Source organism: Nocardiopsis halophila DSM 44494 (assembly GCF_000341245.1).
GTDB lineage: Bacteria > Actinomycetota > Actinomycetes > Streptosporangiales > Streptosporangiaceae > Nocardiopsis_A > Nocardiopsis_A halophila.
The window spans coordinates 33260-57264 of record NZ_ANAD01000192.1 but is presented as its reverse complement, the minus strand read 5'-3'; the positions used below and the strand labels follow the sequence as shown (position 1 = coordinate 57264).

Annotated in this window: 15 protein-coding genes and 2 pseudogenes; 9 read left to right on the top strand and 8 right to left on the bottom strand. The window is 74.0% G+C overall.

The features are described 5' to 3' along the window. Together D450_RS34865 and D450_RS30900 are read right to left on the bottom strand one after the other, a co-directional pair. The gene (locus tag D450_RS34865) at positions 1–1134 is read right to left on the bottom strand and encodes a thioesterase domain-containing protein (RefSeq protein WP_241483240.1); all 1134 of its coding nucleotides are present in this window, start codon (positions 1132–1134) and stop codon (positions 1–3) included. A gap of 394 nt (positions 1135–1528) precedes the next feature. Then, positions 1529–7228 (bottom strand): annotated as a pseudogene (locus D450_RS30900) (amino acid adenylation domain-containing protein); the annotation flags it as partial. 438 nt (positions 7229–7666) lie between these two features. On the opposite strand from D450_RS30900, the gene D450_RS0121835 reads away from it, so the two are divergent. From D450_RS0121835 to D450_RS0121825, 3 genes are all read left to right on the top strand, one after another. Then, entirely contained in the window at positions 7667–8920 is a 1254-nt protein-coding gene (locus D450_RS0121835) for an MFS transporter (protein WP_026128701.1), read from the top strand. A gap of 275 nt (positions 8921–9195) precedes the next feature. Next, positions 9196–9531: a TetR/AcrR family transcriptional regulator gene (locus D450_RS0121830; protein WP_449289479.1), complete on the top strand. Its 336-nt coding sequence runs from the start codon at positions 9196–9198 to the stop codon at positions 9529–9531. Between the two features lie 298 nt (positions 9532–9829). Then, complete coding sequence (locus tag D450_RS0121825) at positions 9830–10879, top strand: helix-turn-helix transcriptional regulator (protein ID WP_152520886.1); 1050 nt, start codon at positions 9830–9832, stop codon at positions 10877–10879. On the opposite strand, the gene D450_RS0121820 is transcribed toward D450_RS0121825, so the two are convergent. Next, positions 10864–12636, bottom strand: coding sequence for an aldehyde dehydrogenase family protein (locus D450_RS0121820; protein ID WP_206539661.1), 1773 nt, complete (start codon positions 12634–12636; stop codon positions 10864–10866). The genes D450_RS0121825 and D450_RS0121820 overlap by 16 nt on opposite strands. A gap of 151 nt (positions 12637–12787) precedes the next feature. Here D450_RS0121820 and D450_RS0121815 point away from each other — a divergent pair, with 151 nt between their 5' ends. The 3 genes from D450_RS0121815 to D450_RS0121805 all read left to right on the top strand — a co-directional run bounded on the left by D450_RS0121815 (position 12788) and on the right by D450_RS0121805 (position 15976). Next, a complete protein-coding gene (locus D450_RS0121815) occupies positions 12788–13228 on the top strand; it encodes an RrF2 family transcriptional regulator (RefSeq protein ID WP_017540768.1) in 441 nt (146 codons plus the stop codon). A gap of 119 nt (positions 13229–13347) precedes the next feature. Then, a complete protein-coding gene (locus tag D450_RS0121810) occupies positions 13348–14553 on the top strand; it encodes a globin domain-containing protein (protein ID WP_017540767.1) in 1206 nt (401 codons plus the stop codon). Between the two features lie 205 nt (positions 14554–14758). Continuing rightward, complete coding sequence (locus tag D450_RS0121805; RefSeq protein WP_017540766.1) at positions 14759–15976, top strand: cytochrome P450; 1218 nt, start codon at positions 14759–14761, stop codon at positions 15974–15976. A 70-nt stretch (positions 15977–16046) separates the two neighbouring features. On the opposite strand, the gene D450_RS0121800 is transcribed toward D450_RS0121805, so the two are convergent. From D450_RS0121800 to D450_RS34860, 5 genes and pseudogenes are all read right to left on the bottom strand, one after another. Beyond that, on the bottom strand, positions 16047–17291 hold the full coding sequence (locus tag D450_RS0121800; RefSeq protein WP_017540765.1) for a cytochrome P450: 1245 nt from the start codon (positions 17289–17291) through the stop codon (positions 16047–16049). Beyond that, positions 17288–17911 carry a GTP-binding protein gene (locus D450_RS0121795; RefSeq protein ID WP_017540764.1) on the bottom strand — a complete coding sequence of 208 codons (624 nt, stop codon included), beginning with the start codon at positions 17909–17911 and terminating at the stop codon, positions 17288–17290. Before D450_RS0121795 ends, D450_RS0121800 begins: the two co-directional genes overlap by 4 nt. After that, the gene (locus D450_RS0121790; RefSeq protein ID WP_017540763.1) at positions 17892–18251 is read right to left on the bottom strand and encodes a DUF742 domain-containing protein; all 360 of its coding nucleotides are present in this window, start codon (positions 18249–18251) and stop codon (positions 17892–17894) included. The genes D450_RS0121795 and D450_RS0121790 overlap by 20 nt, the downstream gene beginning before the upstream one ends. Then, positions 18248–18667 (bottom strand): roadblock/LC7 domain-containing protein, encoded by a 420-nt coding sequence (locus tag D450_RS0121785; RefSeq protein ID WP_017558255.1) that lies wholly within the window; start codon positions 18665–18667, stop codon positions 18248–18250. The genes D450_RS0121790 and D450_RS0121785 overlap by 4 nt, the downstream gene beginning before the upstream one ends. Positions 18668–19323: 656 nt before the next feature. Next, positions 19324–19557, bottom strand: a pseudogene (locus D450_RS34860) (ATP-binding protein); the annotation flags it as partial. A gap of 1613 nt (positions 19558–21170) precedes the next feature. Between D450_RS34860 and D450_RS0121775 the strand changes: the two are divergent. Genes D450_RS0121775 through D450_RS0121765 form a run of 3 tightly spaced genes read left to right on the top strand, consistent with a single transcriptional unit; the run spans position 21171 to position 23960 of the window. Next, positions 21171–21560 carry a hypothetical protein gene (locus tag D450_RS0121775; protein WP_017540761.1) on the top strand — a complete coding sequence of 130 codons (390 nt, stop codon included), beginning with the start codon at positions 21171–21173 and terminating at the stop codon, positions 21558–21560. Positions 21561–21564: 4 nt separating this feature from the next. Further along, positions 21565–22464: an ATP-binding cassette domain-containing protein gene (locus tag D450_RS0121770; protein WP_017540760.1), complete on the top strand. Its 900-nt coding sequence runs from the start codon at positions 21565–21567 to the stop codon at positions 22462–22464. Beyond that, positions 22461–23960: a hypothetical protein gene (locus tag D450_RS0121765; RefSeq protein WP_017540759.1), complete on the top strand. Its 1500-nt coding sequence runs from the start codon at positions 22461–22463 to the stop codon at positions 23958–23960. Before D450_RS0121770 ends, D450_RS0121765 begins: the two co-directional genes overlap by 4 nt. Positions 23961–24005 lie beyond the last annotated feature (45 nt).

Genomic DNA, 24005 nt, shown 5'->3' with positions numbered 1-24005 from the left:
TCACCGCACCTCCCGCTCCGCGCCGGCTCCGCCGCCGAACGCCTCGTCCGCTTGATCCGCCTCGGCCGCCTCGGCCGCGCCGACGGCCGCCGCGGCCACGGCGGCCACGTACGGCTCCTCCATGATCGTCAGGTGGTCGCCCTCGGCCTCGACCACCGTGAGCCGCCCCGAGGTCCGCTGCCGCCAGCCGTTGGCGGGGTCCTCGTGCATGCTCCGGATCGCGGTGTGCATGGACAGCAGCACCTCCGGAAGCGGCTCGACCGCGTGGACCAGCACCATGTCCTGGTCGACCTCCTCGGGCCAGTAGTCGAAGGCCGAGCGCCAGTTCGCTTCGTAGAGGCGGAACAGCCGGCGCACGATGGCGTCGGTGCTGCCCGGCGGCAGCACCCCCTCGGCGACGGCGAGCGCGGTGATGTACTCGAACTTCTCGTCCAGCGTGGTCAGCTCGGCGGGGATGACCGCCTCCGGAGACTCGCCGCCGCGCTGGAGCCACAGCAGCTCCCAGAAGAACCACGCGATGAGCGCCTCGTCGTCGGTGCGCTCGCGGCGCTCCGGGTTGAGCGCTGTGGTGTCGAGGACCACCAGGGAGGCGATCTCCTCCCCCGCCGCGCGGAGCTGGCGGGCCATCTCGAAGGCAACGAAGCCTCCGAAGGACCAGCCGCCGATGTGGTACGGCCCGTGCGGCTGCACGCGGCGGACCGCCTCGATGTAGCCGGCCGCGATGGCCTCCATGCCCCGCACCGGCTCGGTCCCGGCGTCGGTCCCGAAGGCCTGCAGGGCGTACATCGGCCGGTCCGGCGGCAGGCGCTTGGCGAAGGGCACGTAGCACAGCACGTTCCCGCCCATGGGGTGGACGTAGAACAGCGGCGCCCGGTCACCACCGGTGCGGATGGGCACCAGCGGGTCGAAGCGCTCGGCCGCGCCGCCGCCGTGACCCGTGCCTTCGGCCTCGCTCACCCGCGCGGCCAGGTCGGCCACCGTGGGCGAGGCGATCAGCTCCGACAGCGGGATGACGGTCCCGAAGCGCTGCTCGACCAGCACCACCAGGCGCATCGCGGTGATCGAGGTCGCGCCCAGCTCGAAGAGGTCGTCGTGCACGCCGATCGCGGCCGTGTTGAGCAGTTCGCCGGCCATCTCCGCCAGCGCCCGTTCCCGTTCGTCCCGCGGTGCGGTCGCCTCCCCGCCGCCCGCCTTCGGGCCGTGCACCGGCAGGCGCGCCAGGGCGCCGTCGTCGCGCTTGCCGCTGGGGGTGGTCGGCATCGACGGAAGCCACGCGTAGTGGGTGGGGAGCAGGTGCTCCGGCAGCGCCGAGCGCAGTCTGCGCCGGAGCGTGTCGAGGTCGGCGGCGTCGCCGTCTCCGACCAGGTAGGCGGCGAGGAAGGAATCGCCGTTGCCGCGGTGGCGCGGCACCACGGCGACCTCGGCGGCCCGGACCCCGGCGGCCGCCGCGGCCTCGACGAGCGCCAGCTCGGCNCCCGCGGATCTTCCCCTGCCGGTCGGAGCGGCCCAGGCAGACCACCTCCCCGCCGGGCAGGACCATTCCGATGTCGCCGGTCCGGTACAGGCGCCCGCCCCGGCCGTCGTCGATGAACCGCTCGGCGGTCAGGTCCGGACGCCCGGCGTAGCCGGAGGCCAGGCACGCACCGCCGAGGTGGATCTCGCCCTTGCCGCCGACGGGGGCCTCGCGCCCGTCCGGGAGCAGCACCACCGCCCGCGTACCGGCCACGGCCCGTCCGATCGGGGGCAGCGCGGGGAAGCGCGCCGGGTCGCCGGACATGGCGTAGGAGGTGACGACATGGCTCTCTGTCGGGCCGTACTGGTTCTCCAGCACGGCGCCGTCGAGCGAGGCGCACAACCGCCGGATCTCCTCGGTGACCCGAAGCTGCTCTCCGGAGGAGACGACCGCCTTGAGCGCCCTGGGCACGATCCCCAGGGCGTCGGCGGCCTCGGCCAGCCGCTGCAGCGCGATGTAGGGCATGTAGATCCGCTCCACGCCGGTGCGGACCATTAGGCGGAGCAGGGCGGGCATGTCCCGCCGGAGCTCCTCGTCCACCACGACCAGGGTGCCGCCGCCGCAGAGCGTGGAGTACAGCTCCTGGAAGGAGACATCGAAGCTGAGCGGGGCGTACTGCAGGGTGCGCCTGCCCGCCGCCCCGGTCGCGGTGCCGTTCTGCCAGGCGATCAGGTTGGCCAGGGACCTGTGCGGCATGGACACCCCCTTGGGGGCGCCGGTCGAGCCCGAGGTGAACAGCAGGTAGGCCTCGTCGCCGGGGGCGACGGCCGGCAGCGGTCCGGTGCGCTCCGCTGCGCCGGGGGCGGCGCTGCCGTCGAGCAGCGACTCGGCGGGCAGCAGTCGGCTGGCGTCCTCCACGAGGTGCTCGTGCTCCCTGGAGGCCACGATCCGCACCGGGTCCGCGGCCTCGACCATCGCCCGCAGCCGCTCCTGCGGGTAGGAGGTGTCGAGCGGAACCACCGAGCACCCGGCCCGGGCGGCGCCGACCGTCACGGCCACCGTGGCGGGGGAGCGGTCCATGGCGATGCCGATCCGGTCCCCCTGCCGCGCGCCCACCGCCAGCAGCATCCGAGCGATCCCGGCGGTGCGCCGGTCCAGCTCGGCGTAGCTCCACTCGGTGCCGTCGGCGACCACGGCGGCGGCCTCGGGGGCGGACCGGGCCCGCTCGGCGAACACCGTCACGACGTCCGTGTGGCCGGCGACGGGGCGGGTGGGGGTCCCGGGCGCCAGGAAGGACGGGTCGGCGGGGGCGTCCGGTGCGGCGGTGATGCGGTCGAGCAGCGCCAGGAAGGTGCCGGCGAACAGGTCCGCCTGGCCCGGGGTGTACATCTCGCCGGAGAAGTCCATGCGCAGCGTGGTGCGGCCGTCCACGGGGTCGCCCATGGCGTTGACCAGGAGCGCGAAGTTGGTCTCCTCCCAGGCGGTGAACCCGCGGTCCTGCACGTCCGGGAGCCGGAAGACCGGGGCGAGCTGGCGGAACCGGATGTAGTTGAACGCGGTGTCCACCAGGGTGCGCCCGCCCAGGTCCTCCTGGATGACCGCGAGCGGGACGCGCCGGTGCGGATGGTCTTCGCGCTCCTGCCGCATCAGGTTGCGCGCGGCCTCCAGCCAGGTGCCCCCGGCGAAGGAGAACCGGACCGGGACGGTGTTGAGGAACAGGCCGCAGATCCGTTCGCCGTCCTCGACATCGGGGCGGCCGTGGGTGACCAGCCCGGTGGTGAGGTCGTTCTGGCCGGAGAACGTCCGCAGTGTGAGCGCGTGCGCGGCGAACAGCACGGATTTGGCGGGCACTCCGCGGTCCTCGGACAGCGCGCGCAGCCCGCGTTCGATCCCGTCGGGCAGCGGCACATGGCGCACGATGGTCCCGCCGCCGGCGGCGCCGTCACCCGGCTCGTGCGAACGGAAGCCCTCGATCTCCGGGGGAGCGGCGCCGTCCAGCTTCGTCCGCCAGTAGTCGCGGCTCTCCTGCTCGGCGATCGCGGCACGCTCGTCGGCCGTGTACAGGGCCGGGGACGGGAGGGGGCCGTCCTCCACCGGGCCGATCGGCATGCCCGACGTGTGGCAGTAGTCCTGGAGCAGCTCGCTCATGAGGTTCGCGACGCTGCCCCCGTCCAGCAGGGCGTGGTGGAAGCTGAAGACGATCTCCACCGTCTCTGGGAGGACGAACACCTCGAACCGGTAGAGCGGCGCCCGGTCGAAGCGGTAGGCGTGCACGCAGCGTTCGCGCATGTGCGCCGTGATCCGCTCTTCGGCCGCGTCGGCGGGGGCGCTCCGGAGGTCGTTCACCCCCAGGGCGCCCTCCGGGGCGGAGCGGTCCACGATCTGCAGCGGCTCGGAGAATCCGCCGAGGTCGAAAGAGGAGCGCAGCGCGGGATGCCGGGCGGCCAACCGTGCGAATGCTTCGCGGAAGGGCCCCTCCTCCCAAGGCAGCGCGAGGCTGTAGCGGAAAACGTCCTTGTAGACGGCCGAGTCCTTCCGCTCCCGGCTGTGGAAGAGCAATCCGAGCTGGAGGCGCCCGAGCGGGAAGGCGTCCGCCTTGCCCTCCAGGCGCGCCCGGTCCACCTGGGAGACGAGGGCGAACGGCTCCGCCCCGGCCCCGCGTCGGACGGTGCGGCTTCCGCTCTCGGCGTCCACGGTCTCGGCCAGCGCCGCGACGGTGGGGGAGCGGACGAAGTCGGACAGCGTGAATCCGACCCCGGCCCGCTCCGCTCGGGCACGCACGCGCAGCAGCGAGATGGAGTCCCCGCCCATGGCGAAGTAGTCGTCGTGCACGCCGATCTGGTCGGTGCCCAGGACGTCGCGGACGGCCTCCAGCAGGGCGGTCTCGGTGGGGGTGCGCGGCTCGCGGCCGGTGGATCCGGCAGCGGGCGGATCGGGCAGGCGGGATCGGTCCAGCTTGCCGTTGGGCGTGAGGGGCAGGGCGTCCATGCGCACGAAGCGCGACGGGACCATGTACTCGGGCAGCTCCGCGCCGAGGGTTCCGCGCAGCTCGGCCGCGGGGATCTCCTCCGCGGAGGTGTAGTACCCGACCAGGACCGTGCCGCCGGCCTCTCCGGCCCGGTCGATGACCGCGGCCTCGCGTACGCGGTCCACGGCCACCAGCGCGTTCTGCACTTCGCCGAGTTCTACGCGGTTGCCGCGGATCTTGACCTGGCTGTCGATCCGGCCCAGGTACTCGATGGAGCCGTCGGCGAGCAGCCGTGCCAGGTCACCGGTCCGGTACAGGCGGCCGCCGGGGGCGAAAGGGTCGTCGATGAACCGCTCGGCGGTGAGCTCCGGCCGGTTCAGGTACCCCAGGGCCACCTGGACGCCACCGATGCACAGCTCGCCAGGGGCGCCGACAGGCTGGGGGCCGCCGTGCGGCCCGAGGATGTACACGGAGGTGTTCTGCACCGGACGGCCGATGGGCACGCGCCGCACCGGGCCCCCCGATGCGGGAGGGCAGTCGTAGCGGGTGACGTCGACGGCGGCCTCGGTGGGCCCGTAGAGATTGACCAGCAGCGGTGCGGTGCCGCCCTCCTGCTCGGCGGCGAAGATCCGGTTGAAGGTGTTGACCCGCTCGGGGGGCAGGGCTTCGCCACTGCAGAAGACCTGGCGCATCCCGGCCGCGGCGTCGCGCTCCTGCCGGTCCCCCTCCAACAGGTCGAGGAAGGGGCCGAGCATCGAAGGGACGAAGTGCAGCGCGGTCACCCCGTTCTGCCGGACCGCGCGGGCGATCTCCCTCGGGTCCTTCTCGGCGCCGGGGGGCAGCAGCACCGCACGGGCCCCTTCGGCGCCCCACCAGAAGAGCTCCCATACCGATACATCGAACGAGACGGGGGTCTTCTGCAGGAGCGTGTCCCCGGGGCCGATCGGGTAGTGGCGCTGCATCCAGGCCAGCCGGTTGACCACGGAGTGGTGCTGGACGACGACCCCCTTGGGGCGGCCGGTGGAGCCCGACGTGTAGATGACGTAGGCGGGGTCGGCCGATCCGGCGAGCGGCGGGAGCGGGGACTCTGGACCGCGGAACAGGTCGGTGACGGCGTGCGCCGGGACGCCGTCCGGGATCGCGTCGGCGGGGGCACCCGGGCCGAGCAGGGCGGCGGCCGCACCGCAGTCCTGGAGCAGCATGGCGATCCTGGCCGGAGGGGAGGCGGGGTCGACGGGCACGTACGCGCCGCCGGCCTTGAGGATCCCCAGAAGGGCGGGCAGCAGTTCCGGGCCCCGCTCGGCGAGAACCGCCACGCGCGTGCCCGGCCCCACCCCTTCGCCGCGGAGCGCTCGGGCCACCTGGTTGGACCTTCGGTCGAGCTCGGAGTAGTCCATGGACCACCGCCCGGCCGCGTCGGCCACGGCAGGGTGCCCGGGGGTGCGGGCGGCCTGCTCGGCGAACAGTCCGTGCAGCGTCTTCTCCCCGGGGTAGCGCGCGGGCTCGCCCTGGTGACGCCGCACGACCTCCTCGTACTCTTCGTCGGTCAGCATGGAAAGCGCCGAGAGCGGAAGCTCGGCCATGTCGAGGCCCTTGCGCAGGAGCTCGGTCACGTGGCCGGCCACGGCCTCGGCGGTCAGGTGGCCGTCGAAGACGTCGCGGGCGTAGTCCAGGTCGATCCGCAGATCGTCCTCGTCCTCGAAGGCGTGCACCATGACGGAGATCGCCTTGTCGTCGTGCACCGGGGCCATGATCCGGGTCGCTCTGGCGACCCCGGGGATCTCCCTGGGGCGTGGGAAGCGCATGTAGGACAGCGTCACGTCGAACAGGCCGCCGGCCGTCCGGCCGGGGGCGGCGCGCAGGATCTCGCCCAGCGGCAGCGCCTGGTGCGCGCGCATCGTACGGACCCGCTCGCGGGTGTCGCGGGCCAGTTCCAGCAGGGGAGCCCCCGGGTCGACCGGGATGCGCAGCGGGAGGTTGTTGGCGAACTGGCCGATGACCCCGCGCTCGGCCTCCCCCGTGCGGTTGAGGAAGGGCACGCCCAGGATGACCTCCGGCGCGCGGTGGAGGCGCCCCAGGACCACGGCGAAGGCCGACGCCAGGTAGGCGAACGGAGAGGCGCCGGCCTCCAGGATCCGCCGGACCGTCTTGCCGTCGACGGTGAAGGAGGAGCGGCCCCTTTCCGGGGGACCGGCCGTGGAGCGCGTGAACAGCGCCGGAACGGCGTCCCGCAGATTCTCACGGTGGAACTTGAGATCGTCGTCGTTCTTCTCGGCCGCGCCGGCCGGCGTGAACGGTGCGCGCTCCGCGGGGGTGAAGGGCTCCCCGGCCGCCTGCGCCCGGTATTCATCGAGGATCTCCGAGGACAGGGAATTGAGCGCCCAGGCGTCGCAGACGATGTGGTGGACCTTGATGAACAGGTGCGCGGCGCCCGGGCCTTCGGAGAGCACCGCGGCGGAGGCGAGGGGGCCCTCCGTGACCGAGAGGGGTGCGTAGAGCTCGAGGTCGCACCACGCCCGCGCGGCCGCCGCCGGGTCCGGCTCGGCGGACAGGTCGACGGTACGGACCTCTCCGGGGGGCGTGGAGCCGGCGGTATCGGCGCCGACCAGGAGGCCTCCCGACGCATCCGGAGAGAAGCGCATGCGCAGGGCGCCGTGGCGCTGCAAGGCGCGGTGCACGCACGCGCGCAGTGCGGGCAGGTCGATCGCGCCCTCCAGGCGCTCGTGGATCGCCACATTGAACTGGGGGCCGCCCCCGGATCGGGACTCGGCCGCCCAAATGTCCCGCTGATAATCGCTGACCGGCATGAACGGTTCGGACTGCGTGTACACCGGATCCTCTCCCGTACACAAGAAACGTCATTCAGGAATTCGGGCTGGAGGTCGACCGCGGGCGCATTCGCCTGATTCGGTCGAAAGTCTGATTTCTTCGGAATCAGACTATTGTTCGCCATTGCTCCGGGGCCACTACCCAACCGGGTAGCTCGGAACGGCTGCCCGGTAGCCGAAAGGCGGGTGAACTGCGTCGGCCGGGAATTCGGTGACGAGGTGGATCCGCTGGGTGACCGGGGGGCGGGTACCCCTTCCCGGGCCGTCGGTCCGCGGTGGGCGGCCCACCAGGGGTGGTGCGCGGGGGTGGTGGTCCATGTCACAGGGCGGGGGGTTGTAGGGGAGTGGCGCGGGTGCCCATACTCTTGGGACGGACGTCCCAGTTTCTTGGCCCAGCGCGAGCACGAGGAGCCGACCGTGCCCAACCCCTATGCCCAGATATTCGCCGCCCCGGGAGCCAAGGGCTTCACCATCGCGGGCCTCCTCGGGCGCATGCCCGTGGCGATGACCAACATCGGCATCATCACGATGCTGTCGATCACCGAGGGCAACTACGCCCTCGCCGGTGCCGTCGCCGCGACGTTCACGCTGTCCATGGCCGTGATCACTCCGCAGGTCTCCCGGCTGACCGACCGCTTCGGCCAGCGCAGGATCCTGCCCCTGGCCGCCGGAGTGAGCGTGGCCAGCCTGTGCCTGATGCTGCTGTGCGTGCAGCTCGGGCTCCCGGCGTGGACCTACTTCGCCTTCGCCGTGCCTGCGGGCTGCATGCCGAGCATGTCCGCGATGGCCCGTGCGCGGTGGACCGAGCTCTACCGGAACTCACCCCGTCTCCACACGGCCTACTCGTTCGAGTCGGTCGCCGACGAGCTCACCTTCATCACCGGCCCGGCCCTGTCGGTCGTGCTGAGCACCATGGCCTTCGCCCAGGCCGGACCGCTGGCCTCCGCGGCCTTCCTGACGGTCGGAGTCCTGCTGTTCGTGGCCCAGCGCTCGACCGAGCCGCCCGTCCGCGGTGCCGACGCGACCACGCGGGGCGCGGGCGCGATCCGCAGCCTCCCGCTGGTCGTGCTGGCCCTGACACTGCTGGCCGGCGGCATCATCGTGGGCGCCGTCGACGTCGTCGCGGTCGCCTTCGCCGAGTCCCTCGGGGTGCCCAGCGCCACCGGCATCGTGCTGTCGGCCTACGCCCTGGGATCGGCGATCTCCGGACTGGCCTTCGGGGCCCTGAACCTGCCCTGGAGGCCTCAGCGCGCGCTCCTCGCCGCCGTCGCCGGGACCGGCCTGACCACTCTGCCCTTCCTGCTGGTGGGCGACATCTGGACGCTCTCGGCCGCCGTCTTCTTCGCCGGGGTCTTCTTCGCGCCCATGATGATCCTGGTCATGACGCTCATTGAGAAGGTGGTGCCCGCCGCGGTGCTGACCGAGGGCATGACATGGGCGCTGACCGGGCTGACCATCGGCACCGCGGCCGGTACCTTCTCCGCGGGCCTGGCGGTGGAGCAGGCCGGGACCACCGGGGGATTCCTCGTCACGGTCGCGGCCGGCGCGCTCATCGTCGCCATCGTCGTCGTGTCCCTGCCGATGCTCGGACGGGCGGTGCGGCGCTCCGACGCTGTGCGCGAGAAGGCGCGGCCTGAGGAGGGCGACCGCGCGCAGAGCCCCATCGGGTAGAACGGACCGAAAGCGCGGGGCCGCCGTCAGCGGTCCCGCCCGGCCCAGAGGAGGAGACGCTGAGCGAGGTCGAGCCCACCGCTGACGGGCGCAGGATCAAGGGACGGCGGCGCCGGCGGGCGCTGATCGAGGCCACTCTGCGGGTGATCGAGCGCGACGGGGTCGCCGGTGTGAGCCACCGGACGGTCTCGCGGGAGGCCGGCCTGCCCACATCCGCGACCACGTACTACTTCAGCGGGTTGGGCGACATCCTCACCGCAGCGCTCACCAGCGTGATGGAGGAGGACTCGGAACGGATGCGCCGCCTCTCGTCGGGTGGGGACCGCCGCCGCGACCTGGCCCTCCTGCTGTCCGAGGTGGCCGCCGACTCCGGGCGGCTGCTCGCCGAGTACGAGCTCTTCCTCCTCGCCGCGCGTCGACCGCACCTGCGCGAGGCCACCGACGGGNCGGTGCGGGCGTTCGCCCGCGTCTACACCGACGACCCCGTCCGTGAGACCGTCGTGGCCAGCGTCATCGACGGCCTCCTCCTGCACACCCTCCTCACCGACGTCAAACCGAGCGCCGACGAGATCGAGGCGGTGCTCGCCGACATCCTCCCCGCACCCCGGTAACGGATCCGGGCCACCCTCCCGCGAGCGGGCGGGCGCCCTGCCCCCGCGCCCGCCCCGTGCCGCGACGGAGCGGCCCGACGTCCTCTCACCTGATGATTGGGACAGGAGAAGCCTGGTGAATGCAGTGGCCGTTCGTGAGCGGGATCCGCTTTCCGTGACCGGGCGCCGGTTACGTGGGCGGGGCTCCGAGCTGAGCCAGGTGCTCGGGGCGCTCAGGAACGCCGAGGACAGAGTCGGCAGCGCCATCCATGTCGTGGGCCAAGCAGGGGCGGGGAAGACCCGGTTCCTGCAGGAATGCATGGAGATGGCCGCGGGCCTGGGGTGCGAGGTCAATGGCGCGGCGCTGTACACGGCGCCCTCTGGGGGGACCTGCGCCCGCGCGCGGGCGCACGCCGGCCCGACCCTTCTCGTGGTCGACGACATCGACCGGCTGAGCGGACTGGAGCTGAACAACCTGTCCATGGTCCGGGGCCGGACATGGGGCCCCGGCTACGTGTGGCTCATGTCGCGGCGTACCGGTCCCGAGGCACGGCGGTTGGAGGCGCGGCTGTCACTGCCCCAAGAGAAGCTCGTGCGCATACCGCTGGGCGGTCTCGGAGCGACCGAGGCCGCCCAGCTCGCCGTCGACATCGTCGAGGCGCCGCTCTCCCCGCCCTTAGCCGATCTGGTCGACCGTACCGGGGGACATCCCGGGCTCGTGGTGGAGCTGGTGACCGGGCTGTTGGAGGAGGGGATGGTGCGCATCTGCGACACGGGTGCGGTCCCCGTGGGGCGGGAGCTGCCCGAGCGGCTGCACTCCTGGATGGACTCCGTGCTGGCGGAGTGCACGTCGGAATGCCGCCAGTTCGTCCGCGTCCTGGCCACGTGCGGAGGCGACGGCGTCCCGGTCGAGCGGGCCGGGGCGCTCCTCGGCGCGGAGAGGCCCGCCGCCTTGCTCCCGCTGGTCGACGAGGCGCGCGCGAACGGGATCCTCACCCGTGGGCCGGAGCCGGCCTTTCAGAGCGCGATCACCCGTCGGCTCATCGCCGAATCGGTCCCCCTGGGGTTCCGCCGTGCGCTTCGCGAAGAGGCGGATGCCGCGCCGGCGGCGGACCGCTCCTCCGCCGGGCACCGCGGACGGAGGCTGACCGACAAGGAGCGGGAGATCGTCGGCCTCATCGCCGAAGGGCTGACCAGTCGCCAGGTCGCCCGGCGCATGCTCATCTCGCCGAACACCGTCGATTACCACGTGAAGAAGCTCTTCCGCGCGTACCGGGTCAGCTGCCGCGCCGAGCTGGTGCACGCCGTGCTGGGGCGGGGCGGCGCGGAGGAGCCCGGCCGGGAGGGACGGCGTCACGCCGACCCCTGAGACCCCTCCGCCATCCTCCGACGGATCCCCACCACGGTGAAACGGGAGGCCAGGAAGGCCCCGGTGCCGTCGGGGAGCGGCGCGGCCCTGTTCCCGCCCGCACCGTGCACATCGGAGAAGACCGACGACTGGGTCATGAACCATGGGCCGGCGAGGTTCACGGAGAGATTGACGCCGCAGTCCAGGGCGAAGCGCTCGGCCCGCCGCACGATGTCCTCCCGGGTGGTGTGCACGCCGGCGGTGAGCGCCCCCGTGGCCTCGGAGCCCTCCCGCATCGCGGCGAATGCCGCGTCGGCCGACGGCACGGGCACTGCGAAGGAGACGGGCCCGGGCACCTCGGTGCGCAGACGCGCCTCGCCGACGTCCGCCCGGACGACCACCGGCGGACGGACCCGGGCGGCCGGGTGGTCGGGGTGGGCGAGCTCCGCCCCCCGGTAGGCGACCTCGCCCATGCGGCCCTCCGCGGCCCGACGCCAGGCGTCGAGAGTGGGGCGGTCGCCGATGGCGCCGAGCAGGTCGGCCGCGGCCCGCCGGTCGGACAGGAGGAGGTCCAGCTCCGCCCCCAGGTCGGCGAGGAAGCGGTCGAACCCCTTGATCCCCTCGTCGGTAGCGATGCCCGAGACGGGGACGAAGAGGTTCTGCGGAGTGGTGCACAGGCGTCCGCTGTTGAGAGCAAGTGTGGCGGCGAGGTTGACCAGGAGGGCGCGGTAGTCCGCGACGGAGTCGATGAACAGGCCGTTGACCGCGCCCTTCCCGGCGAACACCCTCGCGTGCGGGAAGCTTTTCTCCAGGCGTTCGCCGAAGGCGGTGGAACCGGTGTAGTCGATGATGCGCACCTCGGGCCGGGCGGCGAGCGCCTCCGCGGCGGGGGCCCCCGGCCGCTCGGCGGCCAGGCAGACCGTGTCCGGCGGGAACCCGGCCTCGTGCAGCACCTCGCGCGCCGTCTGCACGGTCAGCGCGAGCGGCAGTACTGCACGCGGGTGCGGCTTCACCAGAACGGCGTTGCCCGCCGCGAGCGAGGCGAACAGCCCCGGATACGCGCTCCACGTGGGGACCACGCTGCCTCCGATGACCAGCCCGACGCCGAGCGGGCGCGGGACGAACACCTTCTCGTGCGTCTCGGACCCGGCCGGGACCGGCTTGCGCCAGAGCACGGAGGAGGGCATGCGCCGCTGCTCCCCGAGCACGCCGACCACCGCCTCCAGGCCGCGGTCCTGGGCGTGGGCGGCGCCTGCGTGGAAGGCCATGAGCGGCCCGTGTCCGCTGGTGTGCATCGAGGCGGCGGCGATCTCGTGCGACCGTGAGTTCAGCCGCGTCAGGATCTCGGCGCAGACCGAGGCCCGGGCGAGGGGAGAGGCCTCCGCCCACGGCCCCATGGCCCGGGCCATGGCGGGCAGGAGGAGGTCGGGGTCCGGGGCCGGATAGGAGATGCCCAGGTCGAACCCGTAAGGGGAGCGTTCTCCGCCCTCATCCGGTGCGGGACCGGTGGTGCCGGGGCCTCCGGGCTGGCTGAGGCGGAACGAGGTTCCCAGTCGGGCGCGGAACGCGCGTTCGCCCGCTTCGGCGGCGTCGGGCCCATAGGCGGAGGAGTCCTCCTCAAAGGCCGCCCAGTACCCCCGGGTCGCCATGGCCCCTGCGGCCTCGGTGAGGAGGCGGCGGTGCCGCGCGATGCAGGCGTCGGCGAAGGCGCCGTCCGGCCCGTGTCGGCCTCCGGGCACGGGGGCCCCGTCCGTATGCGCGGCTCGGGTGTCGGGCACGGGGGCCTCCGGGGATCTCGGGAGGGCGATCGGTGTCCTCATCCTAGGAAGGCGGCAGTGGCGACGGCCACTACCAGTTCGGGTAGCCTCCACCGCCCCGTCCGCCCTCCTCCGTGGGCCCCGGCTGAGGCCAGGCGCATACCGTTGTCGCATGCGCCTGACCTCATTCACCGACGTCGCACTGCGGATCGTGATGCGCCTGGCCGTGGCGGGGGAGGAGACGCTCACCACCCGCGATGTGGCCGGCATGGTCGCGGTGCCCTATACGCACGCGGCCAAGGCGGTGGCCCGGCTGTCCGAGATGGGGCTGGTCGAGGCCCGGCGGGGGCGGGGCGGGGGGCTGCGCCTGACCGGCGCGGGCCATACCGCCTCGGTCGGCGCGATCGTCCGGGCCCTGGAGGGCGAGGGCGACGTCGTGGGCTGCGAGGACGACCCGCCGTGCCCGCTGCGCTCGGCGTGCCGCCTGCGCTCGGCCCTGGCGCGGGCCCGGGAGGCGTTCATGGCGGCGCTGGACCCGGTCACCGTGGACGCCCTGGTCGCCGACCCGGCCGGTCCGGTCCTGGTCGGTCTTCCCGCGCGGCCCGAAGAGTAGCCCCGGGGAGCCCCGGGGCCCGAGGTGATCCGGGGCGGGCGACCCCGGTGCACGGGGGCGGGGAAGCGGTTGTAATTTGCATTTGAGATACCAATTCAACCCCGCCCTCTGGAGGACGGATGCTCTCCGCAGAGTCCGCAGCGGCCGTGCGCGCCACCCTGCCCGCGGTCGCCGGGTCCCTGGACGCGATCACCGCGCGGTTCTACGACACGATGCTCGGCGACCGGCCCGAGCTGCTGGACGGGCTGTTCAACCGGGGGAACCAGGCCGACGGCGGGCAGCGGCGCGCGCTCGCCGCCTCCGTCGCCGGGTTCGCGACCGCGCTGCTGGAGCGGCCGGACGAGCGCCCGGACACGATCCTGGAGCGCATCGCGCACAAGCACGCCGCCGTCGGCGTCACCGACGACCAGTACGTCGTCGTCCACAAGTACCTCTTCGCCGCGATCGCCGAGGAGCTCGGCGCCGCCCTGACCGCGGAGGCGGCGGCCGCCTGGGACGAGGTGTACTGGCTGATGGCGGGCGCGCTCATCGCCCGGGAGGCGCGCCTGTACGCCGGGGCCGGGGCCGAGGGCGGGGACACCTGGCGGCGGTGGGAGGTGGTGCGCCGGACCCCCGAGGCGCCCGGCGTCGTCTCTTTCACCCTCCGCCCCCGCGACGGCGGCCCGCTTCCCGGGGCGCGGCCCGGACAGTACGTCAGTGTGCGGGTGCGCATGCCCGACGGGGTGCACCAGCTGCGCCAGTACTCGCTGTCCGGGGCGCCCGGCGGGCGGACGCGCCGGATCACCGTCAAGGCCGAGCCCGGCGGCCCCGAGGGCGCGCCCCCGGCGGGGGAGGTGTCCAACCTGCTGCACGACACGGTGGAGGAGGGCACGGACCTCACCCTCTCGGCCCCCTTCGGCGATGTGCGGCTGGAGGACGGCGACGGCCCGCTGGTGCTGGTCTCGGCCGGGATCGGGTGCACGCCGATCGCCGCGATGCTGCACCACCTGGCCGCGACCGGGAGCCGGCGCCGGGTGCTGCTCCTGCACGCCGACCGCTCGCCCCGGGCGCACGCGCTGCGGGAGGAGACGGCGGAGCTGGTCGACGGGCTCCCCGGCGCCGAGCGGATCTTCTGGTACGAGGAGGGCGCCGACACCGGCGCACGCGAGCTGCCCGGGCGCATGGACCTGGACCGCGTCGACCTGCCCGCCGGCGCGGAGGTGTACATGTGCGGCCCGCTCCCGTTCATGCGCTCGGTCCGCACGGCCCTGATCGGGCGCGGCGTCCCCGCGCGGAGCATCCACTACGAGGTCTTCGGCCCCGACGCCTGGCTCCCCGGGGCCTGACCCCGGCCGGGCGCCGGAGGCCCCGGAACCGGGAAGGGAATTCGGCGGAGACACCGGAAGTCGTCCGTCCCGAAAACGGGGCGGACGGCCGTCCGAAACGCCGTTGTAGCGGGTCGTGGCGATTCCGTCAATTCAGAGGGCGTCCTCTTCCGGATAAGAGGTCGAATGGTTAATCTGTGCGGGAATCGACACATAAAGGAGCCGCATGACCTCCGTGCAGGGATTCCCGGACCTGTTGTCCCCGGAATTCGCCGAGGACCCCTACCCGGCCTACGGTGCCATGCTGGAGGAGGCGCCCCTCTTCTGGCACGAGCCCACCCAGAGCTACATCGTCTCCCGCTACGAGGACGTCGCCCGCGCCTTCAAGGACCCCGTCTTCACCACCGAGAACTACGGCTGGCAGCTGGAGCCGGTGCACGGGCGCACCATTCTGCAGATGAGCGGCCGCGAGCACGCCGTCCGCCGTGCGCTGGTGGCCCCCGCCTTCCGCGGCAAGGAGCTGGAGGCGCGCTTCCTTCCGGTCATCCGCCGCAACTCCGCCGAACTGGTCGACCGCTTCCGCGACAAGGGCGAGGCCGACCTGGTGCACGACTTCGCGCGCCGGTTCCCCATCAACGTGATCGTGGACATGCTCGGCCTGGACCGCGGCGACCACGACCGCTTCCAGGAGTGGTACTCCTCGATCATCGCGTTCCTGAGCAACCTCAGCCAGGATCCGGACATCGCCGCCGAGGGGATCCGGACACGCGACGAGCTCGCGGCCTACATGCTCCCCATCATCCGCGAGCGCCGCGCCGCCCCCGGCGACGACCTGCTCTCCCAGCTGTGCACCGCCGAGGTGGACGGCACCACCATGAGCGACGAGGACATCAAGGCCTTCGTCAGCCTGCTCCTGGCGGCCGGCGGCGAGACCACGGACAAGGCCATCGCCGCCATCTTCCGCAACCTGCTGGCCCACCCCGACCAGCTGGCGGCGGTGCGCGCCGACCGCTCGCTGATCACCCGGGCCTTCGCCGAGACGCTGCGCCACACCCCGCCGGTGCACATGATCATGCGCCAGCCGGCCGAGGACGTGGAACTGAGCACCGGGACCGTGCCCGCCGGCTCCACCCTCACCTGCCTGATCGGTGCGGCCAACCGCGACCCGAGGCGGTTCTCGCACCCGGACCGCTTCGACATCCACCGCGAGGACCTGCCCACCGACACCGCGTTCTCCGCCGCCGCCCACCACCTGTCCTTCGCGCTGGGCCGGCACTTCTGCGTGGGCGCTCTGCTGGCCAAGTCCGAGGTGGAGGTCGGGGTGAACGACCTGCTGGACGCCATGCCCGACGTGCGGGTCGCCGACGGCCACGAGCCCCGGGAGGAGGGGCTGTTCACCCGGGGCCCACTCACCCTGCCCGTGGTCTTCACGCCCGTGCGCTGAAACCCCGGCAGGCCGAGCCCCGCCGCGCCGTCCCGGCCCCGCGCGCAAGCGGGCCGGGACGGCGCGGCGCTCAGGCGCCCGAGACGTAGGCCGGGGTGAACCGCACCGGCAGCCGCTCCAGGCCGCGCATCCACACCGAGGGCCGCCATGCCAGGGACTCGGCCGGAACCGTGAGCTCGGTGTCGGGCAGCCGGTCCAGCAGCACCTCCACGGTGCTGCGGGCGATCACCTCGGCGACCTCCGGCGCCGGGTAGGGGCACCCGTGCTCGCCGTGCCCGAACGACAGGTGCGCCCGGTTGCCCTGCAGGTCCACGTCGGGCCCCAGGCTCCCGTTGGGGTCGGCGTTGGCCGCCGCCAGCCCCAGCACCAGCAGGTCGCCCGCGGCGATCCGGCGCCCGCCCAGCACCGTGTCCCGGGCGGCGAAGCGCCCGATGAAGTTCTGCGTGGGCGTGTCGTGCCAGAGCACCTCGTTGAGCGCCTGCCCCACGCTGGCCCGCCCGCCGGTCAGCGTCATCTCGAACCGCGGGTCGGTCAGCATCAGCCGCAGCGTGTTGCCGATCCAGTTGGCGGTGGGCTGCTGCGCGGCGGCGGTGACCACCAGCAGGTCCAGCACGATCTCGTCGTCGGACAGCCCGGCCGGGTGCGCCAGCAGCGCCGAGGGCACGTCCATGCCCGGCGCGCGCCGCTTCTCCTCCACCAGGCGGGCCATGGCCTCCTGCACCCGGGCGTAGGCCGGCATCGCCTCGGGGCCCACGTCCAGCGACAGCGCCACGTCCCGCACCAGGTCCGGGGTCTGCGACTCGGGCATGCCGAACATCCCGGCCACCGCCGCGATCGGGATGCGCATGGCGAACTGGGAGATCAGCTCGGCCTGCCCGCTCCCGGCGAACTCGTCGACCAGCCGGTCGGCGATCCGCTCGCACGCGCGCTGCAGGTCGAACTGGTCGACCTCGGACAGCGCGTCGCCGATGGCCCCGGCCCGGCGGCGGTGCTCGGAGCCCTCGGTGAACATCACCGAGGGGTTGTGCACCACGTAGGGCATCAGCGGCCAGTCCTCGGGCACCCGGTCCCACTGGTTCCACCGGCGGGTGTCCCGGGCGAACAGCTCGGAGTCCTCGGTCACCTGGTGCACCTCCCGGTACCCCAGCACGAGCCAGGCGGGCAGGTCGCCGTCGAGCAGCACGGGCACCACCGGTCCGTGCCGCGCGCGCATCTGGGCGTACAGAGCGGCGGAGTCCTGCTGGAAGCGCTCCCCGTAGAAGGGCACACGCTCCTCGGCGGCGGGGGCGTCGTTCGGTGAGGTGCGCTCGGTCACGATGCGGTCTCCCGGGCGGAGGGGGCGGAGGACAGCGCGTACAGGTGGTCGACCAGCGCGAGCAGCACCTGCTTGGAGGACTCGCGGTCGCGCGCGTCGCACTCGACGACCGGCACCCCCGCGGGCAGGTCCAGCGCCTCGCGCAGCTCGTCGAGGGTGTGCGCGACCGGCTCGAAGCGGTTCCGGGCGACGATGAACGGGATGCCGTGGTGCTCCAGGCGGTCGACGGCGTACCAGGAGTCCTCGATCCGGTGCGCGTCCACCAGCACCACCACCCCCAGCGTGCCGGCGAAGAGCTGGTCCCACAGGAACCAGAAGCGCTTCTGCCCGGGGGCGCCGAACAGGTAGAGCACCAGCTCCTCGTCCAGGCTGATCCGGCCGAAGTCGAAGGCGATGGTGGTCGTGGTCTTGTCGCGGGCGCCCGCGGTGTCGTCCACGCCGACCCCCGCCTGCGTCATCACCTCCTCGGTGCTGAGCGGGCGGATCTCGCTGACGGCGCGGACCATCGTGGTCTTTCCGACCCCGAAGCCGCCCACCACGACGATCTTCACCCCGTCGGAGGCGGTGGCCCGCAGCGGCGGCCGGGCGAGGCCCTCGGGGTCACAGGTTGCTGAGTCCAACGAGCACCTTCCTCAGGAAAGCGGGGTCGGGCAGCCGCGTACCGGTCGCGGCCGAAGAGGGGTGGCGGGCCGAGACCATGCCCCGGTCCAGCAGGTCGGCCAGCAGGATCTTGACCACGCTGACCGGGAGCGCCAGGTCGGCGGAGAGCTCCACCACCGAGGTCGGGCGGCGGGCGATCCGCAGGATGCGCGCGTGCTCGGACTGCATGCCGGGGGCGGCGTCGGACTCGCTCACCACGAGGGTGACCAGGTCCAGCCCGGTCTCCTCGGCGCGGCTGCGCCCGCCGGTGACGGTGTAGAGCCGGTCCGGGTCCTCCCCGTCGATCGCGCGCGGGCTCATACCGCGGGGCCGCCGGAGGCGGCGTGCCGGGGCGGGGAGGTGAAGAAGGCGCCGATCTGCTCGACGATCTCCTCCAGGTTGTGCCCGATCAGGCCGCTGTCGGCGTCCTCGGCGGCGATGAGCGCCACGTGCGCGCCGGGCCCGGCCTCCACGATGAACAGGATGCCGCCGTGGAACTCGGTCATCGAGCTGCGCACGCCTCCGGTCCCGTCGCCGAACTCGGCGGAGGCCCCGCCGGCCAGCGCCTGCACACCGGCGGCGATGGCGGCCAGCTGGTCGGCCTGGTCGGCGCCGAGCCCCGGGGTGTGGCAGAGCTTGAGTCCGTCGCGGGAGAGCACCAGGGCGTGCCGGGCGCCGGGTGTCTCACCGACGAGCCTCTCCAGCGTCCATTCGAGGGAGGAATCGGTGGCGTCCATGCGCTCACTCCTATCTGTCGTCCGGTCGGGCGGGGCGGGCGGAAGGCGTCCGGGGCGCCCGCCCCTAGCCGCTGCTGTCGGCGTCCTCCGGCGGAGGGGAGGAGCCCAGGGGGAGTGGGCCGGTGTCGCCGCGCCGGGGTGCCCGGGTGCGGCTCTGCTGGAAGGCGCCGAAACGGTTGCCCAGCCCGGGCCGGGCGCCCTGGTCGGCCTCGGCCGCCGGTTCGGCCGGCGGCCCGGCCGGGCCGCCCGGCGGCCCGGTCCGCGCCTGGGCCGCGATGTCGGGGTCCGAGCGCAGGCTGTCGCCCCGGGGCCGCTTGGGAAGCGGGCGCTTGGGGCCGGTGCGGTCCGGCTCCGCGGGGGCAGACCGGACGTGCGCACCGTCCCCGGCAGGGGGCGCGGCGGGCTCGGCGGGCTCGGGGCGCGGCGGGTCCGCGGGCCGCGGTGCGNGGGGGCAGGGGGGGGGCGCCGGCCGCCGGCTCGGCCGGGGCCGAGCGCTGGGGGAGGGCCTCGGAAGCGGGTCGCCCGGGGGCCTGGGCCGGGGCGCCGTTGCGCACCGGGGCGGGCAGCGGATCCTCCCGGGCGGAGGTGAGCAGGTGGTGGGGCAGCCGCAGCACCACGCCCACGCCGCCGCGCGAGGAGGGGCGGAAGAACACGTTCATCCGGTGCTTGCGGGCCAGCTGGCCGACGACCGCCAGGCCCAGCCGGGACCCCGACAGCCGTGTCAGGTCGAGCGGCTCGGTGCGCGAGACCGCCAGCTCGGCACGGGTCAGCGCCTGCGGGCGCATGCCCAGCCCGGCGTCCTCGACGGTGAACACCGCGCCGTTGTTCAGGTCCTCGACGTAGACGTGCACCTCCTCGGTCGGTGCCGAGAAGCGGGTGCCGTTGTCCATCAGCTCGGCCAGGGCGTGCATGACGTCCTCGGCGGCGTACCCGGCGACGGCCGAGCGGCTGCTGGAGTGCAGCCGCACCCGGCGGTAGGCGCTGATCCGGCCCATGGCGCCGCGCAGGATGCTCTCCATCCGGATCGGCTTGGTCCACCGCCGGCCGGTGCGGGCGCCGGTCAGCACCGCGATGCTGTCGGCGACCCGGCCGATCTGCGAGGTGTTGTGGTCCACGCCCATCAGGTCGCCGAGCATGTCGGGCGAGCAGCGGTCCTGCATGTCGCGCAGCTCGGCCAGGGTGCGGGTGCTCAGCGCCTGCACCCGACCGGCCGCGTTGGCGCAGGCGGCCAGGGCGGCGGCGCGCCGCCGCTCGCCCACCGCGATCTCGCGGACCAGCAGGTCGAGCAGGCGGCGGTGGTCCGCGTCCTCGGGGGCGGGCGTCTCGGAGAGCACGGTGGGGGCGGTCGCGCCCTCGCGGAGCCGGGCGACCGCGCCGGGCAGCACCCGCGTCGTCAGGTCGTCCAGGGCGCGGCGGCCGGCCTCCTCGTGCTCCCGGACGGCGTCCCGCTCCTCGCGGGCCGACCGCAGCTCCTCGTGCAGGCGGTCGCGTTCGGCGGCGCCGCGCTCGGCGCCGTCGGCGAAGCGCACCGCCAGGTAGCAGGCGGTGGCCGCGAAGGCGACGGTGGCCAGGGCTGCGACCGCGGTCAGGGCGTGGCCCCCGGGGAGCGCGTAGAGGACGGCGCCCCAGAGGATCACGCCGCCGGCGCCGGCGGCCAGGGCGGCGGCGGGGGCGCGCCAGGGGCCGGGTCCGCCCGCACGGGCATCGGGCGTCCGTTCCGACATTGATCACCTTCCACATGTCGCCGCGTGCGCGGCAGGGCGGGGGCGTCCGCGGACCCGCGGGGAGGGGCGCGGACGGTGGAGAGATCGGCCCTGCGCTGCGTTTTTCTTCGCGGCCGCAAACCACCGGTCCGATAGGTGTACGGCACACGGGCATGCTGATTCGGCATTTACCGGGCTTGTAGGCCGGTGACGCGGTGAGCATCCTATTACCCGATCCCCCGTCCCGGTGACAGCGCGGAGAAGATCGGGGCCGACCGTCCTCGCCCTGCGAAACAGTGACGAAACGGACGAATTTTCGTGCCGTTCCTGCGTACGCCGCGTTTTCGCGCAGAACCGCACGTGAGCCCGCCGGGGCCGGTGGAACCACCGGTCCTCCCGGTGCTCCCGCAGACGCTCCGTTCCGCCCCGCCGAAGCCCGGTCCGCGGCGGATCAGCCACCTCCGCCGCGTCCTCGGGGCGTCCACGGATCGAAGGGACGGCGAAGGGGGGAACGGCTCGCCATCCGGGGGATCGGGGCCCACACCACGGGAACGGCAGCGGCGGCCGCCCTGGTCGGAGCGGCCTCACCGGAGCCTTCGCCGCCGCGGCCACCTGCGTCCACTCCCGACCGCCATGGCCTTTCCCCGGAAATCCTCGGGACGTGGTGTTCGGGGCTTCCCCGGACCCGTTCGCCGCGGGAGGGGCGGCCCGGCCGCGCCCCGTCCCGGTAGGGCAAGCCCTACCCCGATCGCACGCCTGGTCGTAGTGCCCGCGGCGAGGGCGGCCGCTTGGGTGGAGGCATGCGCACACTCCTCCGCAGAACCGGAACCGCACTGGCCGTCGCGGCCGCGGGCGGCATGCTCGCCACGGGGTGCTCCCTGCTCGACGCCACCGACGCCCACCCCGAGTCGACCGCCTTCCCCTTCGACGGCGACGTGCTCGACGTCGTGGCCGGCGGCACCCCCACCGACCTGGTCGAGGCCGACCGCGAGGACGTCGGGGTCACCCGGTGGATCGCCACCCGGGGCGACCCCGATGTCACCTCCTCCTGGTCCCTGGAGGACGGCACCCTCCGGCTGGACAACTCCTGCAGCGGGATCTGCGTCTACGACGACCGCTTCCGGGTGGAGGTGCCCGCCGGCGTACGGGTGCTCCGCGACGGCGAACCGACCGACCTGGAGGGGGACTGACCCGGTGCTCGACCTCATCGACGTCACCAAGGCCTACCGGGGCGGCCACCGCGCGGTCGACGGCATCACCCTCGGCCTGCGCCCCGGCGTGCTCGGCCTGCTCGGTCCGAACGGGGCCGGCAAGAGCACACTGATGCGCATCGCTGCGACGGCCGCCCGGCCCACCTCCGGCCGGGTCCTGCTGGACGGCGCCGACGCCCTCGCCCGGCCGCGCCGCCTGCGCCGCACCCTGGGGTACCTGCCGCAGGACTTCGGGTTCTACCCCGAGCTCACCGGCCGCGAGTTCCTGTCCTACCTGGCCGCGGCCAAGGGGGTGGGCGCCCGAACCGCCCGCACCCGCATCGCCGAGCTGCTCGGACTGGTCGGCCTCGGGGCCGCCGCCGACCGGCGTCTCGGCGGGTACTCGGGCGGCATGCTGCGGCGGATCGGCATCGCCCAGGCGCTGGTCAACGACCCGCGGGTGATCATCCTCGACGAGCCCACCGTCGGGCTCGACCCCGAGGAGCGGGCGCGCTTCCACACGCTGCTCAGCGACCTGGCCGCCGAGCGGGCGGTGGTGCTGTCCACGCACATCGTGCCGGACGCCGAGGCGGTCGCCGCGGACGTCGCGGTGGTCGCCGAGGGGCGTCTGGTGCTCCAGGGACGCCCCGCCGACCTCGTGGCCGGGCTGGAGGGCCGGGTGTGGGAGGCGGTGGTCGACCCGGCGGCGCCGTCCGCGCTCGGCGAGTGGTCCACCGTGGTCCGCTCGGTCCGCGAAGGGGAGCTGCTGCGGGTGCGGGTCGTCGCCCCCGAACGGCCGCTGCCGGACGCGGTCCCGCTTCGGCCCGGCCTGGAGGACGCCTACCGCGCCGCCCTCGGAACGGGCCCCGCCGATCCCCGCCTCCCGGTGGGGGCACGGAGATGATCCTCCGACTCGCGGCGGGCGACCTGCGCGCACGGGTGCGCCGCCCCTCGTACGCGGCGACCCTGCTCGCCTCCGCCGGATTGGCCTACCTGGCCGTCCCCGCGGCCGACGGGCACTGGACCGTGATCGACGCCGGCGGCTACCGGGGCGTCTACGACATGGCGTACGTCGGCGCCGTGGTCGCCCTGGCCGGCGCCCTCTGGCTGGCCCTGGGCGGGTTCTACGCGGTCCGCGGCGCGGTCGCGCGCGACCGCACCACGGGTACGGGGCGCGTGCTGGCCGCCGCGCCGCTGCGGGCGCCCTCCTACCTGGCGGCGAAGTTCCTCAGCAGCCTCGCCGTCCTGGCCTCCATGGTCGCGGCGCTGGTCGGCGTGGCGCTGGTGATGTGGTGGGCACGGGGCGAGGACACTGCGGTCGACCCCGCCGGACTGCTGCTCCCCTTCCTGGTGGTCACCCTGCCGGTGATGGCCGCGGTCGCGGCGGCGGCGCTGCTCTTCGACACCGTCCCCGGCCTGCGCGGGGGACTCGGCAACCTGGCGTGGATCCCCCTGTGGGGCGCGTTCGTCTTCATGGGCAACAGCGGGAACGAGGCTTTCGCCGGGATCGGGACCCGGGCCTTCGCCTCCTCCTTCGGCTCAGGCGCCGAGCGCGTGGACGCGGTGACCGGCGAGTTCAGCCTCGGCTTCACCTATGTGGAGCGGCCGCTGACCCCGATGCCCTGGAACGGGCTGGACCTGGGCGGCGGCTTCCTCGCCGACCGCTTGGCGCTGGCCGCGGGCGCGGTCGCCGCGGTGCTGCTGTGCGCGCTGTGGTTCCGGCTCTCGGCCACCGACCCCTCCCGCGGCCCCCGTACCGCCCCGCGCCGGAGCGGGAGGGCGTGGACGGCGGACCCGGCGGCGCTGCTGCCGCCGCCTCGCACCCTGGTGGGGGCGGAGCTCCGGATCCTGGTGTCGGGGGTGTCGGCCTGGTGGTGGCTGGGGGCGGCGGGGCTGCTCCTGGCGGGCCTGGCGGTGCCGGCCGAGGCCGGCAGGGCGCTGCTGCCGGTCTGCTGGATCTGGCCCGTGCTGCTGTGGGCGAAGATCGGGACCTCGGCCATCGCCTCGGGCGTGGAGGGGCTGATGGAGGCCTATCCGCGCCCGGTCGCCCGGATACTGGCCGGGTGGGCGGCGGGGGTGGGCCTGGCGGCGCTCACCGGCGCCGGGCCGCTGGTGCGGTCAGTGGTCGAGGGAGACCTTCCGGGGGTGGCCGCCTGGTGCGCGGGGGCCGCGTTCATTCCGGCGCTGGCCGCGCTCCTGGGGACGACCGGCCGGACGCCCACGCTGTTCCAGGTGCTGTACCCGGTCCTGTGGTACATGGCGGTCAACGGCATCGAGGCGGCCGATTTCATGGGCACGCACACGCCGGGCCCCACGTCGAGCGTGGCCACGGCGGGAGCCGCGGCCCTCCTCCTGCTCGGCACGGTCACGGCCGACGGCCTGAGACGGTCACGCGCGTGAGTCACGTCCTCGGCGTCCCGTGTCCCGGCCCCCGTCGCCGGATCG

Excerpts from the sequence above, each read along its gene's own strand:
- D450_RS34865 (WP_241483240.1), bottom strand. The coding sequence starts at position 1,134 with ATGGCCGGCGAACTGCTCAACACGGCCGCGATCGGCGTGCACGACGAC.
- D450_RS0121825 (WP_152520886.1), top strand. The coding sequence starts at position 9,830 with ATGGAGATGGCCGCGGGCCTGGGGTGCGAGGTCAATGGCGCGGCGCTG.
- D450_RS0121815 (WP_017540768.1), top strand. The coding sequence starts at position 12,788 with ATGCGCCTGACCTCATTCACCGACGTCGCACTGCGGATCGTGATGCGC.
- D450_RS0121810 (WP_017540767.1), top strand. The coding sequence starts at position 13,348 with ATGCTCTCCGCAGAGTCCGCAGCGGCCGTGCGCGCCACCCTGCCCGCG.
- D450_RS0121805 (WP_017540766.1), top strand. The coding sequence starts at position 14,759 with ATGACCTCCGTGCAGGGATTCCCGGACCTGTTGTCCCCGGAATTCGCC.
- D450_RS0121790 (WP_017540763.1), bottom strand. The coding sequence starts at position 18,251 with ATGAGCCCGCGCGCGATCGACGGGGAGGACCCGGACCGGCTCTACACC.
- D450_RS0121785 (WP_017558255.1), bottom strand. The coding sequence starts at position 18,667 with ATGGACGCCACCGATTCCTCCCTCGAATGGACGCTGGAGAGGCTCGTC.
- D450_RS0121775 (WP_017540761.1), top strand. The coding sequence starts at position 21,171 with ATGCGCACACTCCTCCGCAGAACCGGAACCGCACTGGCCGTCGCGGCC.
- D450_RS0121765 (WP_017540759.1), top strand. The coding sequence starts at position 22,461 with ATGATCCTCCGACTCGCGGCGGGCGACCTGCGCGCACGGGTGCGCCGC.